General features: G+C 63.8%; 15 protein-coding genes. 8 read left to right on the top strand and 7 right to left on the bottom strand.

What is annotated here, in order from left to right:
- Positions 1 to 59 precede the first annotated feature (59 nt).
- The gene (locus tag LMT64_RS01005; RefSeq protein ID WP_126352692.1) at positions 60 to 497 is read left to right on the top strand and encodes a hypothetical protein; all 438 of its coding nucleotides are present in this window, start codon (positions 60 to 62) and stop codon (positions 495 to 497) included.
- A gap of 128 nt (positions 498 to 625) precedes the next feature.
- Positions 626 to 1,312 carry a guanylate kinase gene (gene gmk / locus LMT64_RS01000; RefSeq protein ID WP_126352693.1) on the top strand — a complete coding sequence of 229 codons (687 nt, stop codon included), beginning with the start codon at positions 626 to 628 and terminating at the stop codon, positions 1,310 to 1,312.
- Positions 1,313 to 1,383: 71 nt separating this feature from the next.
- Here gmk and LMT64_RS00995 read toward each other — a convergent pair whose 3' ends face one another.
- The 3 genes from LMT64_RS00995 to LMT64_RS00985 form a co-directional block, all read right to left on the bottom strand.
- The gene (locus tag LMT64_RS00995; RefSeq protein WP_126352694.1) at positions 1,384 to 2,223 is read right to left on the bottom strand and encodes a peptidylprolyl isomerase; all 840 of its coding nucleotides are present in this window, start codon (positions 2,221 to 2,223) and stop codon (positions 1,384 to 1,386) included.
- Positions 2,224 to 2,306: 83 nt separating this feature from the next.
- The gene (gene surE, locus LMT64_RS00990; protein WP_126352695.1) at positions 2,307 to 3,137 is read right to left on the bottom strand and encodes a 5'/3'-nucleotidase SurE; all 831 of its coding nucleotides are present in this window, start codon (positions 3,135 to 3,137) and stop codon (positions 2,307 to 2,309) included.
- A 139-nt stretch (positions 3,138 to 3,276) separates the two neighbouring features.
- On the bottom strand, positions 3,277 to 4,491 hold the full coding sequence (locus LMT64_RS00985; protein ID WP_126352696.1) for a YihY/virulence factor BrkB family protein: 1,215 nt from the start codon (positions 4,489 to 4,491) through the stop codon (positions 3,277 to 3,279).
- A gap of 106 nt (positions 4,492 to 4,597) precedes the next feature.
- On the opposite strand from LMT64_RS00985, the gene LMT64_RS00980 reads away from it, so the two are divergent.
- Both LMT64_RS00980 and LMT64_RS00975 read left to right on the top strand, forming a co-directional pair.
- Entirely contained in the window at positions 4,598 to 5,038 is a 441-nt protein-coding gene (locus LMT64_RS00980; protein WP_126352697.1) for a thioesterase family protein, read from the top strand.
- 38 nt (positions 5,039 to 5,076) lie between these two features.
- Entirely contained in the window at positions 5,077 to 6,843 is a 1,767-nt protein-coding gene (locus LMT64_RS00975) for an NAD-dependent malic enzyme (protein ID WP_126352698.1), read from the top strand.
- 73 nt (positions 6,844 to 6,916) lie between these two features.
- On the opposite strand, the gene LMT64_RS00970 is transcribed toward LMT64_RS00975, so the two are convergent.
- Positions 6,917 to 8,578, bottom strand: a complete 1,662-nt coding sequence (locus LMT64_RS00970; protein WP_126352699.1) for a CTP synthase — start codon at positions 8,576 to 8,578, stop codon at positions 6,917 to 6,919.
- A gap of 235 nt (positions 8,579 to 8,813) precedes the next feature.
- Here LMT64_RS00970 and LMT64_RS00965 point away from each other — a divergent pair, with 235 nt between their 5' ends.
- A complete protein-coding gene (locus LMT64_RS00965) occupies positions 8,814 to 9,149 on the top strand; it encodes a DUF2834 domain-containing protein (protein WP_126352700.1) in 336 nt (111 codons plus the stop codon).
- Between the two features lies 1 nt (position 9,150).
- On the opposite strand, the gene LMT64_RS00960 is transcribed toward LMT64_RS00965, so the two are convergent.
- Positions 9,151 to 9,693 carry an ankyrin repeat domain-containing protein gene (locus tag LMT64_RS00960; protein ID WP_126352701.1) on the bottom strand — a complete coding sequence of 181 codons (543 nt, stop codon included), beginning with the start codon at positions 9,691 to 9,693 and terminating at the stop codon, positions 9,151 to 9,153.
- A gap of 40 nt (positions 9,694 to 9,733) precedes the next feature.
- On the opposite strand from LMT64_RS00960, the gene LMT64_RS00955 reads away from it, so the two are divergent.
- A complete protein-coding gene (locus tag LMT64_RS00955; protein WP_170166031.1) occupies positions 9,734 to 11,554 on the top strand; it encodes a diguanylate cyclase in 1,821 nt (606 codons plus the stop codon).
- A gap of 16 nt (positions 11,555 to 11,570) precedes the next feature.
- Here LMT64_RS00955 and LMT64_RS00950 read toward each other — a convergent pair whose 3' ends face one another.
- Complete coding sequence (locus LMT64_RS00950; RefSeq protein ID WP_126352703.1) at positions 11,571 to 12,158, bottom strand: hypothetical protein; 588 nt, start codon at positions 12,156 to 12,158, stop codon at positions 11,571 to 11,573.
- A 165-nt stretch (positions 12,159 to 12,323) separates the two neighbouring features.
- Entirely contained in the window at positions 12,324 to 14,141 is a 1,818-nt protein-coding gene (gene rny, locus LMT64_RS00945) for a ribonuclease Y (RefSeq protein ID WP_126352704.1), read from the bottom strand.
- Between the two features lie 516 nt (positions 14,142 to 14,657).
- Between rny and uvrA the strand changes: the two genes are divergently transcribed.
- Together uvrA and LMT64_RS00935 are read left to right on the top strand one after the other, a co-directional pair.
- Complete coding sequence (uvrA, locus tag LMT64_RS00940) at positions 14,658 to 17,753, top strand: excinuclease ABC subunit UvrA (protein WP_170166033.1); 3,096 nt, start codon at positions 14,658 to 14,660, stop codon at positions 17,751 to 17,753.
- Positions 17,750 to 18,682 carry a hypothetical protein gene (locus LMT64_RS00935; protein ID WP_126352705.1) on the top strand — a complete coding sequence of 311 codons (933 nt, stop codon included), beginning with the start codon at positions 17,750 to 17,752 and terminating at the stop codon, positions 18,680 to 18,682. Before uvrA ends, LMT64_RS00935 begins: the two co-directional genes overlap by 4 nt.
- Positions 18,683 to 18,721: the final 39 nt, after the last annotated feature.

Raw genomic sequence — 18,721 nt, 5'->3', positions numbered from 1 at the left:
TTCGCGATAGTCCCTTTACTTGGCCCAGCGCTATTCTTATACTGCTTGCCGGAGGATCAATGAGTTATAAGAGACTAAGTGAACAGGTCAAGGAATTGACCAATGCACAGCGCAGCGACACCTTTGTCCGCAATTTCCGTGAAGCGGTACGTACCGGACAGTTCAAAGCCATTTATTTGCCCGGTGAACGCTTTACCATGCCCAAAGAGTACAGCCGCCGTGGTCAAACGGGCAGCTACCAAAAAGACACCAAAGAAATGCTGTTTGACTACACCCCCGAGTTCGCGGAGTGGTTCGAAGAGCAGAACCGTGAACTGGCCGTCAGCCGTAAAGGCGGCAGCATCAAGGCCACCCAGGAAACGGTAGAAGCCGGACTGGTCGACTTTGAGCAGTTGGCCCAGCAGACCCAGGAGAAAATGCAGGCCAGCTTTGAAAAAGGCCAGGCTCTGGGCAAATCGCGCACCAAGCCGCGGCGAACCACCCGCAGCCGTAAATAAGCGCTTCTTCTGATCCAAAGCTCCCCTTCCGAAATCTGGAGGGGAGTTTTGCTGTTGGGCCGCCGCGCCAGCCTGCTCAGGAGCAGCGCACTTGGTACGTCAAGGGAGGGCAGCGTATCCTTGGCGCTATGAATGACGAGTTATCCCGTCCTGTTCCGGACCCTGCTTCCCAGCCGCCACGTGGTCTGCTGCTGGTGATGACCGGAGCGTCAGGGGTAGGCAAGGGTACTTTGCGGGCCGACTGGCTTAAGGAACAGGACGTATTTTATTCGACCTCCTGGACCACCCGGGCACCCCGCCCCGGTGAGCGCGACGGTGTGGACTATGTGTTCGTAGACCGTTCGACCTTTGAGGAACACATTGCCCAGGATGAATTTCTGGAGCACGCCGAGTTCGTGGGCAACCACTACGGCACGCCGCTGGCCCCCATTCGGGCGGCCCTAGAACGGGGACAGGACGTAGTTCTGGAGATTGAAGTAGAAGGAGCCAAGCAGGTGCGTCAGCGGCTGGGAAACGGCGCAATCATGATCTTTATCATGCCGCCCAGCCTGGCCGAGCTGCGCCGCCGACTGGAAGAACGCGCCACCGAGTCACAGGACCGCATTGAAAAACGGCTGGCCCGCGCCGAGGTGGAAATGGCCCAGACCGAAATGTTCGATTACGTGGTGGTCAACGACGAGCTGGAGCAGGCCGTAACGGACCTGCACACCATTCAGCGCGGCGAACGCGCCCGCTTGGTCCCCGAAACAGAGCGCACGCCAGAGCAGCATCGGGCCTGCCAGTCGGCAGATCGGCTGCGGCCCGGCGCACGGTAGGTTGGGGCAGACATTCAGCAGCAAAAAAGGCGCCTTTCCGTTAGAGGAGTGGCGCCTTTCCCGTGGGGAAATTACTTGGTCAGAATCCGCACGCTGAGCAGGCGGTCCGGAACCGCGCCTTCAATGGGAGCTTCAGAACCTGTGTCACTGGACGCGGTGCGGGTCAGGCCGTCCAGCACAGCTTGGCTGTCCCCGCCTTCAACGACTTTGCCGAAGATGGTGTGGCGGCCATTGAGAAACTCGGTGGGGCCAAAGGTAATGAAAAACTGCGAGCCGTTGGTGCCTGGGCCAGAGTTGGCCATCGCCAACAGGTTGGGTTCCGTAAAGGTCAGATCCTGGCGAATCTCGTCAGCGAACTGATAGCCGGGGCCGCCGGTGCCCCAGGCGTCTTGCTGGGCCTCGTCCACGCTTTGGGGATCGCCGCCCTGCGCCATGAAGCCGTCAATGACGCGGTGAAAGCGGGTACCGTCATAAAAGCCGTTACGGGCCAGGTACACGAAGTTGTTCACGGTCACGGGAGTTTCTTCTTCCAGCAGGTCAATCAGCACCTGGCCGCGCGAGGTGTCCAGCAGGGCGTAGTAGTCGGTGCCGTCTTGCAGGGTGCGTTCTGGCAGGGCATCGAATTCACGTACTGGTTCCTGGCTCAATGGGTCTACCTGGGTGTAGCCAGCGGGGATTTCACCCGGCTCAGTCACTTCAGGCAGCTCAGCCTGAGCCGTGTCAGCGTCAGTATCTTCGGTTGCTGCCGTATCCGTTTCTACATCAGCGGTTTCGGGATCAGTCGTTTCCGTTTCCGTGGTAGTTGCGGTGGTTTCGGTGGTCGTGGTGGTCTGCTCCTGACAGGCGCTCAGGACGCCTGCGCCCAGCAGCGCCGCCAGCATCAGGGCACGCGTATTGTTGGCAAAAGTCATGCCGATCAGTTTAGCCGCTTCGGTGGGAGTGGCGTTAAACCGGGCATGAGGAGGCAGGAGCCTATCCACCGTTGTGATCCACCTCAGAGCGGCGGCAGGTAGCCTGCCACTTCAGGCAGCAGGTCACGGGCGGTCAGGTCCAGCCGCACCGGAGACACGCTTATCAGGCCGCGCTGCACTGCGCCGTAATCGGTGCGCTCATCTTCCTGCTCGGGGGCGGTGCTGGTGCCAGCGACCCAGTGGTACTCGCGGCCTTCGGGATCGCGGCGTGAATCGATGCGATCTTCCCAGCGGTGCATCCCCACTTCTGTGACCTGCACGCCCTGGGGATCAGTGCCTGGGAAGTTTACGTTCAGCAGGGTGCGTGGTGGCAGGCCCCGCTGGGCCACCTCGGCAGCCAGGCGGGCCGCATAAGCCGCGCCAGCGGAAAAGTCGTACTCGCCATCTAGACGGGCCTGTTGGCTGAAGGCAATAGAGGGCAGACCGAGTGCCAGGCCTTCAATGGCGGCAGCCACGGTGCCGGAGTGCGTCAGGTCATCACCCAAGTTGGGGCCGATATTGATCCCGCTGACCACCAGATCAGGGCGTCCCAGCAAATGAACGCCGAGGACCACGCAGTCAGCGGGAGTGCCGTCCACCCGGTAAGCCGGAATTTCCCCAAAGCCCGCCGACGCCGTGTGCTTGAAGCGCAGCGGGCGGCGAATGGTGATGCCGTGTCCAACCGCCGACTGTTCTACGTCCGGGGCCACCACCACCACATTGGCAAAGCTGGCCATCGCCAGACCCAGCGCCTTGATGCCCGGTGAGAAAATGCCGTCGTCGTTGGCGACCAGCACGGTGGGCCGCGACGGATCACGCGTCGGCAAGTGGAATAAGCGGGCTTCGGGGTCATGGTTGGTTCCCTGTTCGGTCATCTCCCCCATCCTGCCACGGGGCACCGTCTGCGCAGCAGAGGGGCAACGATTGATGAGCGCCCAGACCTATAAAGTGCCTGACCGTTCAATACACCCAAAAAAACAGCCCGCACCGGGGCTGCTCTGCGGGCTGAATGGCTCAGCGCTTGGGCGTGGTGTAGATGGCATCTTTGTCGGTATGTACCGTGACACGCTTCTGGGTCACTTGCTTGGTGCCGCCTAGACCCAGCGCCTTGGCAAGCAGCAGCGCAGGGACGGCCAGCACCGCGGCCAAGGCATTCCACAGCGCCCCGCCGATGCTAGGCAACACCGGTTTGGGGGCGGACTGCTGCATGGTCAGCATGGAGTGCGGCTGCTCCATCCGAGTGGTGCGCTGCCAGGCGCGCTGGCGCTGCTGCGGGGTCATCGCGCCACCAGTTTCGGCAGCGTAAGCAATGGCGCGGGCTTCGCGGGGAGTCAGGTAGCCTTCTTCCTTGACCTGAGCGCTGCGGGCCGCCTCACTGGACCCGAAGTGCTTGGCGTAGGCGTAGGTCATCTCGGCTCCGAAAAACAGTGCCATGGAGTTGTAGTAGATCCACAGCAGCAGCAGGATGATGGACGAGTAGGCCCCGAACGCGCTCCCCGGCGCAAAGTTGGCGAAGTACCAGGTGATGACCAGTTGCAGCAGGCTAAACAGCACCGCCGTAAAGGCCGCACCGACCAGGACGTCTTTCCAGCGCAGGCGAACATTGGGCAGCACGCGGTAGATAACGGCAAAGACGCCAGTCAGCAGTACCGCACCCAGAATCAGTGTGCCCAGACGGGCCAGGAACGCCCCGGCGCCCCAGGCTTCGCCCAGTTGCGTGGCGATGGCCGACATATAGGTATTCAGCCCGAAGAACAGCAGCATCACGACCCCGAAGCCCAGCACCATCAGCAGACCCTTGCCGCGCGTTTTGAGTTGCCCGGCAAATCCACCGGTGGCGTCTTCCGGCACGTTCCACAGCTCATTGAGCGAAGCTTGCAGTTGCACGAACAGGTTGGTCGCGCCCCAGGCCAGCGTGGCCAGACCGACAATCGCCCCAGTGGTGACGCCCCGGCTGAGGTCCACCTCGTCGCCGCGCTCGGCAATCAGGTCAGAGAGGGTCTTGCCGACATCGGCACCGAAGTTATTGGAAACGAAATCCACGATGCGCTGCTGGATGCTGGGGTCCGCCAGCAGGCTGGTCATAAAGGTGATCGCCAGAATCAGCAGCGGGATCAGCGCAAAGATGGTGAAGTAGGTCAGTGCAGCGGCGAGGCGCGGAGCGTTGTCCTTGCCGAAGGACTGCACCGCCTCGCGGATCAGCAGGGCAACTTGAGGTACGGTGAGCATAGTAAGGCCCAGTCTAAACGCCAGGGGCGCACCGCTGGCCCGTTGCGGCACTTACGCGCCGTTTAGGGTTGCCAGGCCGAGTGCGGGACTTGCTAGCCTGCAAGCCATGCAACCGATTCCCGAGGGCCACCGCGAGACACTGACTATCACGGTGACGGACGACATGACCGTCAACTTTACCGAACTGGGGCCGCTGCACCCGGTCTATTCCACCTATTCCATGGCGAAACACTTTGAGGAAGCCGGGCGCAAGCTGCTGCTGCCCTTTTTGGAAGCGGGCGAAGAAAGCATCGGCATGCAGGTGGAAGTCTTTCATACCGGCTCGGCGCTGCCAGGCATGCAGGTCACGGTGACGGCCACCTTGCAGGAAGTGGACCGCCGCCGAATCGTCTGTTCATTGCAAGCGGTCAGCAGCCTGGGTGATGACATCGGGCACGGGACCGCCAGCCAACTGGTCCTGGGGGCAGAGAAAATCCAGGCCAATTTCGCGGCGCTGCGGGAGCGGGCCAGGGCGGCGGGCCAACTGCAGGAGGAGCCTACCGCCTGACCAGAGCAGAACCCAGCCCGCGTATCCTAAGGGCAGTTATGCCGCAGACCGAGAACCTGACCAGCTACTACGACATCAAGCAGGATGAGGACGGCGGGCGCTACGTCGAAGTGCACGTCACCGGATTCCCGCTGCTCCAGATTCCGCTGCTGAACAAGAGCACCGGCTTCTCCCGGGAGGAGCGCCGTGAGCTGGGCATCGAAGGGTTGGTTCCGCCGCACACCAATACCCTGGAGGAGCAAAAAGCCCGCACCTACCGCGCCTACGGACGGCTGACCAGTGACTTGGAGCGCCACGAGTTCCTCCGCGCTCTGCAGGACCGCAACGAGGTGCTGTTCTACGCACTGTTTTTGGACCACCTGGAAGAAATGCTGCCGGTGCTGTACACCCCTACCGTCGGTGAGGCGGTCAAAAACTTTTCGGGCATCTACCGCTATCCGCGCGGGTTGGCGGTCAGCACCGACGACATTGACCATGTGAGCGAAGTGCTGGACAACGTGCCGCTGAACGACGTGCGGATGATTGTCGCCACCGATTCCAGCGCCATTCTGGGCCTGGGCGACCAGGGCTTCGGGGGTATGGCCATCAGCATCGGCAAGCTGAGCCTGTATGTGGCCGGGGGTGGCCTGGGCCTGGACAAGACCCTGCCCGTCGAGCTGGATGTGGGTACCGACCGCGAAGACCTGCTGGCCGATCCGCTGTACTTGGGCCAACACCACCGCCGCCTGACGGGCCGCGAGTACGACGAGTTTCTGGACCATTTCGTGGAAGCCGTGGCCGAGCGCTACCCACAGGCGATCATCCAGTGGGAGGACTTTTCGCGGGCCACCGCCTTCCGGGTGCTGGAGCGCTTCCGGCGGGTCATTCCCAGCTTCAACGACGACATTCAGGGCACCGGGGCCATGGCGGTGGCAGGGCTGATCAGCGCGGCGCGGCAAAAGGGCGAACGTCTGGCCGATCAGGTCTTCGTGGTGGCGGGCAACGGAGCCGGAGGCATCGGCGTGGCAGGCATGATTCGCCAGGGCCTGCTGCGTGAAGGCCTCAGCGAACAGGAGGTACAGCAGCGGCTATTCGTGATCACCAAGGAAGGTCTGCTGGTGGAAGGACATGGCTACGAGGCCGACGAGTTCCAGCGCCCCTTTATCCAGCCGCGTGAAGCCGTGGCGGACTGGGGCGCAGGTGAGCAGCCAAGCCTGCTGGACACGGTGCGCTGCGCTGGAGCCACCGCGCTGCTGGGCCTGACCGGAGCAGCAGGCCTGTTCAGCGAAGACGTGATCCGGGCCATGCACCGCAATACGGCCCGCCCCATCGTCTTTCCGCTGAGCAACCCCACCAGTCACATCGAGGCCCATCCCGCCGACCTGCTGGCCTGGACGGACGGTGGGGCGATCATCGCCACCGGCAGTCCCTTCTCGCCCGTGACGTACGGCGGGCGCGAGTACCGCGTCGGCCAGGGCAACAATGCGTTTATCTTTCCGGGCCTCGGCTTCGGGGCCGTCATGAGCCGCGCCCGCGAGATCACGGGGGGCATGGTGATGGAAGCGGCGCAGACCCTGGCCGACTTTACGGCAGCCCAGGGGGGGCCAGGGGCCATCTTTCCGCACATTGAGCAGCTGCGGGAAGTCAGTCAGCAGGTGGCTGTACGGGTGGCGCGTCAGGCGGTCCGCGAAGGGGTTAGCGCCGAGCGCCGCATCCGCAACCTGACCGACGCTGAGCTGACCGAGTTTATCCAGCGTCACCAGTGGACCCCAGAATATCTGCCTTACCGCTGCGCTCCCGACGCCCGGCCTGCGCGGGGACTGTAACTCCTAGCCAGCTCTTCCCAAACAAAACGGGCCAGGAAAACAGCTCTCCCCTGGCCTACCTTGCTCCCGCATTTCAGCCTTGAACTGGCTGACCCGTCTGGCCCTGCTGACGCTCCAGCGCCGCATGAACCAGGCCAGCAAACGGCGGGCTGGGGCGCATCGGGCGGCTCTTGAACTCAGGGTGGGCCTGCAGCGCCACGTAGTAGGGGTGCTGACTCCTGGGCAATTCCACGGTTTCGACCAGGCCTGCGCCGCGTCCGTCCATGCCAGGGGTCACGCCGCTGATGACCAGGCCAGCCTGCTGGAGGTCATCCACGTACTTCGGGTTCACCTCGTAGCGGTGGCGGTGACGTTCGTTGACCACTCCACCCTGCGGGACACCGTACATTTCGGCCACCTGAGTGCCGCCCGTCAACTGCATGGGCCAGTCACCCAGGCGCATGGTGCCGCCCAAGCCCGCCACTTCCAGCTGCTCAGGCATCAGGTCAATCACCTTGTGCTCGGCGTAGGGGTCAAATTCGGACGAGTTGGCCCCGGTCAGACCGGCCTTGTGACGGGCATATTCGATCACAGCCACCTGCATCCCCAGGCACACGCCCAGGTAAGGCACGCCACGCTCGCGGGCATACTGCGCGGCGCGAATCTTGCCCTCAATGCCGCGAATGCCGAAGCCCCCCGGCACCAGAATGCCGTCGGCGTCGCCCAACAGGGTGTCCAGGTCTGCGCCCGCTTCGGCCAGCTCCTCCGCATTGACCCATTTCACATTCACGCGGGCGTCGTTGGCGACTCCAGCGTGGGTCAGCGACTCCAGCAGGCTGAGGTAAGCGTCGGGCATGGCGGTGTACTTGCCCGCAATGGCGATGGTGACTTCATTCTCCGGGTCCTTGAGGGTCCGCACGGCATTTTTCCAGACATCCAAACTGGGGTGGGTGCGCTCCAGGCCCAAGAGGTCTTCTACCGCTTTGCCCAGGCCCTGTTCTTCCAGCGCCAGCGGCACCTCATAGATGTGCGGCACGTCGTAGGAGGAGAACACCCGGTTCTCGCGCACGCTGGTAAAGGCCGCGATCTTGCGGGTGATCTCGGCGGGCAGTTTCTCCTTGCTTCTGACCATCACGATATCGGGGCTGATGCCGTAAGACCGCAGCGAGGCCACCGAGTGCTGGGTGGGCTTGGTCTTGAACTCGTGAGAAGTGCCCAGGTACGGCACCAGCGTCAGGTGCAAAAACAGCACATTCTCGTCGCCCTCGTCAAAGCGGAACTGGCGAATGGCTTCCAGAAATGGCAGCGATTCGATGTCACCCACCGTGCCGCCCACCTCGATCAGGACAATCTCGGCTCCAGCCTTCTCGCCCGCCGTGCGGATGCGGCGCTTGATCTCGTCGGTCACGTGCGGAATGACCTGGACCGTCTGAGAGAGGTAGTCCCCGGCCCGCTCCTTACGGATGACTTCCTGGTAGACCTGCCCGGTGGTGATGTTGCTGCCCTGAGGAATATCCAGGTCCAGAAAGCGCTCGTAGTTGCCGATATCCAGGTCCGTCTCGGCCCCGGCGGCAGTGACGAAACACTCGCCGTGCTCGTAAGGACGCATGGTGCCTGCGTCAATGTTGATGTAGGGGTCGATCTTGACGGCGGTGACTTTGTAGCCACGGGCGCGCAGCAGGGCACCCAGGCTGGCACTGGCAATGCCTTTACCCAGACTGCTGACCACGCCACCAGTCACGAAGATGTATTTCATGCAGGACTCCTTGGGGAGAGGAAGGGCGGGGAGATGCGGAACAAATGCTCAAGGCCGCGCCACAAGCTTTTTTTGATCTACCTTACGGCGAACCATAAAAAAAGCCGTGGCACCAGGCTCACGGGATTAGAGGATAGCACGGGCAGCGGATAGGACTGAGATGTGGCCCAGGGTATGCGCCCAAGCCGTCCAGAGGCCTGACCTTCTGCTGTCTCGGTCCCGTTAGGCTGAGGTCATGACACACAGCGTCAGGAGCCCGATGTATCTGCTGCTCAGCATGCTGGGAGTGCTGCTGCCGCTGGCTGGGTTCTGGCCTTGGCTGCTGGAACATGGCCTGGACCTGGGGCAACTGTGGCGTGAGGTGGCCGGCAATCACCTCGCGGCCTTTGCTTGGGCCGAGGTGGCCGTGACCGCCCTGACCGTCCTGTTTCTGATCCGGGCTGAGGTAAGAAGGCGGATTCCGCATCGCTGGGCGCCCGTGCTGGGCACGCTCCTGGTCGGGCCATCCTTCGGGCTGCCGCTGTATCTGTACCTGCGTGAGCGGGCCAGAGAGCAAGCCGCCCAGGGCTGAACTAGCTGTGACGCTCGGCAGCGGAAGCACTGGCGTCTATCAGTTCTGCCAGCCGCGCTGCCGTGCCCGGTGCGCCCATCTGATGGGCGGCGTCCAGCGCAGTGAAGCCTGCGGCGTCACGGGCACTGAGGTCAGCGCCGCGCTCTAGGAGCAGTTCCAGCATCTCTAGACGGTCAAACATGGCCGCCAGAAAGAGGGCCGTGCGCCCATCCGGGCCAGCGCTGTTCACGTCCACCCCCAGGTCCAGCATCAGGCGCACCATGTCCATGTCGCCCTTGAAGGCCGCCGCCTGGAGCGGCGTCTGGCCCCGGTCATTGGCCCGGCCAGCGTCGGCCCCCGCTTCCAGCAACACTCGCACTGCCTCCGGCTGACCGTTGTAGGCCGCCAGCATCAGCAGGGTGTCGCCCTTTTCGTTGGTCAGGTTGGCTGGCACGCCTTTTTCCAGCCAGCCGCGCATGGTTTCGGCGTCACCGCTGCGGGCCAGGTCGAACATCTGCTGCAGGAGTTCCAGCATTTGGGGGTCCAGCTCGGAGGCACGGGTCATGTGGGAATTGTGCCATACCGCACCCCCTAGCCTGAAAGCGGTGAATCTGCGTCTCTTCTTCCTGCTGCTGCAAGTGCCGTTCGTGGCGCTGCTTTTGCTGTCTGGCATCCTGCTCAGCCGGGCAGTGGACGCCAATACCCAGGCCACGCAGTATGCCGAACAGGCCCACGAAGAGATCGCTGAAGTCAACGCGCTGCTGGGACTGGTCCTAAACATGGAAACCGGACTCCGTGGGTATGTGATTACTGGAGAGGACGCTTTTTTAGAGCCCTACCACGCGGCGCAGGCCAGGTTGCCCCAGGCCATACGGAGTCTGGAAGAACGGGCCGCCCGCCTTAGCGAAAGCGAACGGGCCGAGCGCGAAACCCATCTGAACAACTTTGAACGGCTGGTGGAGCGCTGGACCAATGATGTGGCCCGGCCTGAAATTGACCTCCGGCGCGTCTCCAAAGAACAGGCCGAGGCGGTGGTGGCATCCGGACGTGGCAAGGCGCTGGTCGACCGGATGCGCGCAGAGACAGCGGCTTATACCGAAGCGGCCCAAGCGTCGCTGCAAGCACGTGAAGCCCTGGCCGCCCGCCGCTTTCAGATCCTGAGAACTACCCTGTTGTTGGCCGGGCTGGCCGTACTGCTCGGCTCGGCGCTGGTGGCCTGGTGGGGTGCCGACTGGCTGAGCCGGCAACTGGGCGCGGTGGGCGCGGCCGCTGGACGGCTGGCACGGGGGGAGCAAGCCCAGCTTCCCAAATCGAGCCTGGCCGAACAGCGCCGTCTGGCGGCGGCCTTCAATTCCATGAGCCACCAGCTGGAAGAGGCACGGGGCCAGACCCAGAGCCACTTGCATGAACTGGAAGTGCAGGAACGGTCCCTGCGGCAGCTCGGCGAGCTCAGCGACCTGCTGTTGGCCGCACGCAGTCTGGAGGAAGGCGCACAGGTGGCTTCACTGGCGCTGCCCGCACTGCTGCCGGAGTCCAGCGGCGAACTGCTGCTGTTTGCCCCTTCACGCAACATCTTGCAGCCGTTGGCCGCCTGGGGGACAGCACCGGGACGCACGATGCCGCACGACACCTGCTGGGCTCTTCGCCACGGCGATACCCTGTGGCCCGACGAGCGCAGCTTTGCCGCACCCTGTCAGGGAGCTGAGCTGGGCGGCTGCCCGTATATCTGCTTGCCGCTGACGGCCCACGGCGAAACCCTTGGCCTGCTGCGCACCACGGTGCAGACCCAGATGTCCAGCGCTGACCGCACCGCACTGCAAGGTCTGGCCCGGCAGCTGGCACTCTCGCTGGACGCACTGCTGCTCCAGGACCGTCTACGCCAGCAATCTATCCGCGACGCGCTGACCGGCCTGTATAACCGCCGCCATTACGAGGACTACCTGAGCGCCAGCCTGGGCCGCGCCAGCAGAGACGGTACGCCACTCACACTGGTTGCCCTGGACGTGGATCACTTCAAGCGTTTCAACGATACCTTCGGCCACGACGCCGGAGACGCCGTACTGGTGCAGGTGGGCGCGGCCCTGAAAGCGGCCGTGCAGCCCCCCTACGAGGCGGCGTGCCGCCCTGGCGGTGAAGAATTCGCGCTGATCCTGCCTGGTACGGACGCAGCCACCGCCCTGCAACGGGCTGAGGCCCTACGGCAAACGGTCGAAGGCTGGACGCTGACTCACGCAGGTACGCCGCTAGGACAACTGACCGTCTCTATCGGCGTGGCTGAAATCGGAAGCAGCAGCGCTGCCGAGCTAACCCGCCACGCCGACGAGGCGCTGTACGCTGCCAAGCGAGGAGGCCGCAACCAGGTGGTCATCTGGCAGCCAGACTTGGGTGATGTGATGGAAAATGCGAACACCCTGGTTCACAGCTGAGTGCAGAAAAACTTACTTACTCCAAACGGCGTGACGCGGCCCGCAGCAGCGCCCACTGCCCCGCCATGAACCATAGCCCTAGCAGCAGCGAGCCGAAGTTCAGCCCCCAAGTGAGCGGTGTCAGCCACGCCTGAGCGGTGCGGGTGCGCTTCAGCCAGGCTTGAATGTCGGCCTGCTGGGCACGCAATTCCGGCACCGAAGGGCGGTCCTCCAGCAACGTGGCCCAATTGTCGGTCACCAGCTGCACTTCATTCAGGGCCTGGGCGGTCACGCCGTTCTGGGTGAGGAACGCCCCGATCAAGGGAGCCTGGCGGGCCCGCTCGGCCAAGTTGCCCAGCGAACGGACGGCGTCCAGCGTCTCCGGGCGCGCCAGGATGTCCAGCGGTTCCAGCGAATTGATCAGGTTGCCCATATTGGTGTTCATGTTGCTCAGACCCACCTCAGCCTGATTCAGCCAGCCGCCGATCATCGGTGCAAAGGTCAGTGTCAGCCCCCAGGTACCCAGCATCAGCAGTAGCGCTAGACCGATCCCCACCGTGCCCAGCACACGGGCCAGCGACCAGAACGCGGGCGGCAGACGGGACGGACGGGGCGCTTGGGTCATACAGGGCATTCTAGAAAGAAATCGCTCCGGCGAATGGAACGGGGAGCGCTGGCCGCACGCTGTTTAGAAAGATAAAAAGGCAGAAAGCCAAAATGCCTTCTGCCTTGAGTGAGCGCCGTCATGGGGCGCCCTATGGTTGGCACTCGCACCCGCTCACGGAGCCAGCTACCGTGCCATTTCGGTTGCCCGGCTTTCGCGGATCACCGTCACCTGGACCTGACCGGGGTACTCCATGTCCTGCTCGATGCGCCCCGCCACGTCGCGGGCCAGCAGCGTGGCCTGAGCATCGGTCACCTGATCTGGCTGCACGATCACGCGCACCTCGCGGCCCGCTTGAATGGCGTAGGCCTGCTGCACGCCCGGAAAGCTCACGGCGATTTCTTCCAGTTGCTCCAGGCGTCGGGTATAGGCTTCCAGCTCCTCACGCCGCGCCCCAGGGCGGGCCGCACTGATCGCGTCGGCAGCGGCCACCAGCACCGAGTACAGCGTCGCGCCGTTTTCAGGATCGTGGTGGTGGGCAATCGCGTCAATCACCTCTGCCGGTTCACCGAAGCGGGTACCCAGGCTGACCCCGATCTCAATGTGGGTGCCTTCAATCTCGCGGTCAATGCTCTTGCCGATGTCGTGGATCAGTCCGCAGCGGCGGGCCAGCGCGGCGTCCAGCCCCAGTTCGTCAGCCATGATGCCCGTCAGGTGCGCCACCTGCACCGAGTGCTTGAGGACATTCTGCCCGTAGCTGGAGCGGAAATACATCCGGCCCAAAAGTTGCAGCAACCCCGGCTTGAGCCCCAGCACGCCAGCTTCAATGGCGGCTTCTTCGCCCTGAGTATGGATAAAGGCCCGCATGTCTTCCTGAGCGCGGCCCACCATCTCCTCAATGCGGGTGGGGTGAATGCGGCCATCTTCCAGCAGCGACTCCAGCACATGCTGGGCCACCTCACGGCGCACCGGATTGAAACTGCTCAACATCACTGCTTCAGGGGTGTCGTCGATAATCAGGTCCACCCCGGTCAACGCCTCAAAAGCCCGAATATTGCGGCCCTCGCGGCCAATCAGGCGACCCTTCATGGCGTCGCTGGGAATCGGGACCACGCTGACCGACAGCTGGGCACTGGTCTCAGCGGCGCTGCGCTGAATGGCCTGTGCGATCACACTGCGGGCCTGGCGCTGAATTTCCTTCTGGCTTTGATCAGCAGCGGCACGGATGCGGGCGGCCTTTTCATCCTCCAGTTCAGCGTCCAGATCACCCAAGAGCCGCTCGCGGGCGTCCTCACGGGTCAGGCCCGCCACTTCTTCCAGGCGAGTAGCGATTTCGGCGCTGCGGAGTTGCAACTCGTCCTCCTGACCAGCCAGATCGCGGCGCTGCCCCTCCAGCCTTTCTTCCAGGGCGTCCAGGCGCTCACCACGGGCGTCCAGCTGCTCAGCGCGGCGGCTTTGGCGCTCCAGCTCGCGGTTCATGGCGTCACGTTCGCTGCGGTACTCCTGGCGGTCGGCGGCCAGGCGCTCACGCTCCTCAGCCATTTCGGCTTTCAGTTCGGTGCGCTCCTGGGTCAGCTCGGCGCGGTCTTGGTCCAGTGCGGCGCGGTCAGCCGCTAGGGTGTCGCGCAGCTCCTGAAACTGCAGCAGCTGCTCACTCAGTTGGCTGCGGCGGTCTTCCAGTTGGGCACGCTGCTCACGTAACTGCTCAGCCAAGTGCTGGCGCTGCTCTTCTATTTTCTGTTCGGCCTGTTGGAGCATCTGCTCGGCCCGCGATGAGGCGTCTTGCTGCTCACGTATACGCAGGGCGTCGGAATCGGCCTGGGCCTGCTCACGCAGGGCGTCGGCTTGGGCGGTGGCCTCACGGCGAATCTCTTCGGCACGCTCGCGGGCGATTTGCTCGTGCTGCTGCTCAGCCACCTCGCGCTGCTGACGGCCCAGCGCCCGGCCCATGACAAAGGCCACGGCGATTCCCAACAGAGCCAAAATGACATAAAGGGCGGTCAAATAAGGCTCCTTTCACTGACGGTCAGGCCCCAGAGGCCTGCCGCTACGATTTGATCAGGCGCAGCGCCTTGCGCTGCTTGGCGGAAAAAGTAAAGTTCATTGCTGACAGGGGATCTGGACAGGCCAGACACCGACTAAAGACTTGACATCGGAGTTGAGACTCCCCGCCAGTGTATCCCGACTGACCCCCGGCTGCGATGTTGGTCCGGTCCATACCTCAAACGTAGTTTCTGTAACTGAGGATGAGCCTTTGCCCGCGCGATGCCCTGCCTCAGGACGTGAACTCCCTCTAAGCAGCGCTCCTACAGGAGGGTGCTAAAGTGAAATGTTTGGTTTCTGGCCCGCCTGACCTGGCCGCTTACGTTCTGGGCAGAAGGCCCGCCGTTCCGAAAAGGAGTTGACATCTTGCCCCGTTCCACCCCCAAGGCTGGCCAGGCGAGCAGCACCCGCACCGCCTCCAAGCCAAGTAAAGCGCCAAGTAAAGCCCGCGCCGCCGCGGCAGACCAGCACGTCCATCTGCCGCGCTCCGCTCCGGTACAGGCCAGCAACCTGATTGTGCGCGGCGCCCGCGAACACAACCTCAAGGACATTACCGTGGAACTGCCGCGTGATCAGTTTGTGGTCATCACAGGTGTATCGGGCAGCGGCAAGTCCACGCTGGCCTTCGACACCATTTACGCCGAGGGCCAGCGCCGCTACGTCGAGTCTCTGAGCGCCTACGCCCGGCAGTTCTTGGGCCTGATGGAAAAGCCGGACGTGGACGCCATTGAAGGGCTGTCGCCGGCCATCTCGATTGACCAGAAGACCACCAGCCACAACCCCCGCTCCACGGTAGGCACCGTGACCGAGGTGCATGACTATCTGCGTCTGCTGTTTGCGCGGGTCGGCACACCGTACTGCCCGGTCTGCGGGCGCAAGATCGAGCGCCAGAGCCCCAGCGAGATTACGGACCGCCTGCTGGAAGGCTACGCGGACGCCCGTGCCATCCTGCTGGCCCCAGTGGTACGTGGGCGCAAAGGCGAATACCGCAAGCTGTTTGGTGACTTGCGGCGCGAAGGCTACGCCCGCGTGCGGGTAGACGGCACGCTGTACGAGCTGGACGAAGCCGAAAAGCTGAAACTGGAGAAATTCGAGAAGCACGACATAGATGTGGTGATTGACCGCATCAAGCTGCGCGAGGACGACCGCACCCGCATCGCGGAGAGCGTAGAGCTGGGCCTGCGCCGGGGCGAGGGCCTCTTGCGGGTCATGCTGCCTGACGACGGCGCTGAAGAACTGTACTCCGAGAAGTTCGCCTGCCCGGAGCACGGCAGCGTGCTGGAGGAGCTGGAGCCGCGCAGCTTCAGCTTCAACGCGCCCTACGGGGCCTGCGGCGACTGCGCGGGGCTGGGCTTTAAGCAGAAATTCTCAGCGGAGCGGGTGATTGATCAGAACCTTTCGATTGCGGGCGGAGCCATCCTGCCCTGGTCCAAGAAGGGGACGGGCGGCGGCATCTACTATTGGGACAAGCTGCGGGCACTGTCCGAGCATCTGGACTTTGACCTCAAGGCACCCTGGCGCGACCTGACTGATGAGATCAAAGCGGTGGTGCTGAACGGTGCCGCCGAGCCGTTCGAGGTGGTCTACCGCCGGGGCGGCAAAGAAACCATGCGCTTTATGACCGAGTACGAAGGCGTGCTGCCCAACCTGGAGCGGCGCTACCTGGATACCGAATCCGAATTCATGCGCGAGAAGCTGGAGGAAATGATGGAACTCCAGCCCTGCCCCACCTGCGGCGGCACCCGCTACAAGCCCGAAATCCTGGCGGTGCGGGTGGCGGGCCTGAACATCGCGCAGCTGAGCGCCATGAGTGTACTGCAGGCCGATGAATTCTTTGGCGTGCTGGACCGCAATGAGGTGAAGGCCGGCGACATCGCGCCTTACCGTGAGCAGCACCTCGGCGGCGCGGCGCAGGCGGCGCGGCCGCAGCGCACCGAGTTCCGGCTGGGCGACTTCGGGGAAGCGGTGGCGGCCCCGATTCTGCGGGCCATTCGCACCCGGCTGCGCTTCTTGGTGGATGTGGGGCTAGATTACCTCAGCCTGGACCGCACCGCCAACACCCTGTCAGGCGGCGAAGCGCAGCGCATCCGGCTGGCGACCCAGGTGGGTAGCGGCCTGACCGGCGTGCTGTACGTGCTGGACGAACCCTCCATCGGCCTGCACCCCAAGGACAACGGGCGCCTGATCGGCACGCTGAAGAACCTGCGCGACCTGGGCAACACCCTGCTGGTGGTCGAACACGACGAAGACACCATGCTGGCCGCCGACTATCTGGTGGACATGGGGCCAGGCGCGGGCGTCCACGGCGGCGACGTGGTGGCTGCCGGAACGCCCGAGCAGGTGCGTGATGACGAGCGCAGCCTGACTGGGCGCTATCTGCGCGGCGAGGTGGAAATCCCCATTCCTGCAAAGCGCCGCAGCGGCAATGGCAAACGCCTCCGGGTGTACGGCGCCCGCGAACACAACCTGCGGGACGTGGACATCACCATTCCACTGGGCACCATGACCGTGGTGACTGGCCCCTCCGGCTCTGGCAAGAGCACCCTGATTCACGACATCGTGCACGCCACACTGGCCCGCGACCTGAACGGTGCCCGTACCAGCCCTGGAAAATACGACCGCATGAAAGGCATCGAGCATCTGGACAAGGTGATCGAGATTGACCAGTCCCCCATCGGGCGCACGCCACGCTCCAACCCGGCCACCTACACCGGCGTCTTTACCGAGATCCGCGACCTGTTTACCCGCACCCCAGAGGCGCGGCGGCGCGGCTATCAGGCCGGGCGCTTCTCTTTCAACGTGAAGGGTGGCCGCTGCGAGAACTGCAAGGGCGACGGCGTCATGAAGATCGAGATGAACTTCCTGCCCGACATCTATGTGCCGTGCGAGGTCTGTAAAGGGGCGCGCTACAACCGCGAGACGCTGGAGGTCAAATACGCCGACAAGACCATTGCCGACGTGCTGAACATGACCGTGGAAGAGGGCCATGCCTTTTTTGAGAACGTACCGACCATCGCGAACAAGATGCGGCTGCTGCTGGATGTGGGCCTGGGCTACATGAAAATCGGGCAGCCCAGCACCACGCTCTCAGGCGGCGAGGCGCAGCGCATCAAGCTGGCGTCCGAACTGTCGCGCCGGGCCACCGGCAAAACGGTTTATATCCTGGACGAACCCACCACGGGTCTGCACTTTGAGGATGTCCGCAAGCTGATGTTGGTACTGGAACGGTTGGTCGAAGGCGGCAACACGCTGGTGATCATCGAACACAACTTGGATGTCATGAAGTCCGCTGACCACATCATCGACCTGGGGCCGGAAGGCGGCATACGCGGCGGCACGGTGGTCACGGTGGGTACCCCCGAAGAGGTCGCGGCGCACCCGACCAGCTACACTGGGGAATATCTGCGCGGTCTGCGTGGGCTGACGCCCGCAGCGGCTCCGGCGGGAGCAGCCAAGACGGCCACCAAAGCCAACGCAGTGGCCACCGACGCGCCTCCTCCCAAGAAGTCCCGCACGGCCAAGGCAGCCCCTAAAGTACCCCCGGCCAAGACCGCCAAGAAAGGCAACGCATGAGCCAGAAGGACGCCCCCAACCCCACGCCCAGTTCCGAGCAGCCCACCACTGCCCCGCGCACGCCCAGCTGGGCCACGACGCCTGACACCGCGAAATCTCCGACGTTGCCGGAAGGCAACTCACCCGTGGCAGTCAGCGGTACACCCCAGGTGTCGTTCGCCAAAGCTCCTATCAGCCATGACGCGGGAACTGATCTCACGGAAACGTCTGTCACCGACACACTGACCGTACGGGCAGAGCCGCAAGTGGTGCAAGACGGCGAACATACCTCTGGCGTTACGGGAACCGAACTGGGCCGGAGTGAAGCAGGCGTCCCCGAGGCTCAACCGGCTGGCGGGACCACTGCCGTCACCCGGCGCGGACCGGACCTGTCTCCGCAGGAGCGGTTGCGGCGGCAGAACTGGATGGGCCTGGGTGGACGCATGGTCGGCGGGCTGGTCACCCTGGGCCTGCTGTTCCTCGCCATTCAGAGCGGCTGGCCCTGGGCCACGGTGCTGTTTGCCTGGGTGCTGCTCACCATTCTGGCCGACGAGTTTGGAGGTTGGTTCGGCTATCTGGGCGTGTTGCTGGGAGGCCTGACCCTGCTGGCCCCCGCACAACCAGTTGAAACCTGGTCGGTGGCGCTGCCGCTGGTCGGCGGAGCCCTGCTGGCCCTGCTGGTGGTCAAGCACTCCGGCGGCTGGGGCGTGCTGCCCTTTGCCGCCGCCGTGTTTGCCTTGCCGATTATCGGAGCGGCGCAGTACGGTCATCTGCTGGACGAGAACCTGATTATGGTCGCTGACCCGGATTTGCAGCGCAGTGCCATCCTCGCCATGCTGGTCGGCCTGGCCCTGAGCCTGGTGCGGCAGTTCGTGCTGTGGATCGTGGACTTGACCGGACGCCGCGCCGAGCGCCGCTTGCTGCACGCCGATCAGGCTACGGTCCGCTGATAGCGCCCCCATTCCCCGCCCGGAAGTCCAACGTGAACT

The sequence above is a fragment of the Deinococcus radiophilus genome (assembly GCF_020889625.1).
Taxonomy (GTDB): Bacteria; Deinococcota; Deinococci; order Deinococcales; family Deinococcaceae; genus Deinococcus; species Deinococcus radiophilus.
The sequence above is the reverse complement of the archived record's forward strand: the minus strand, read 5'-3'. Positions and strand labels throughout refer to the sequence as shown.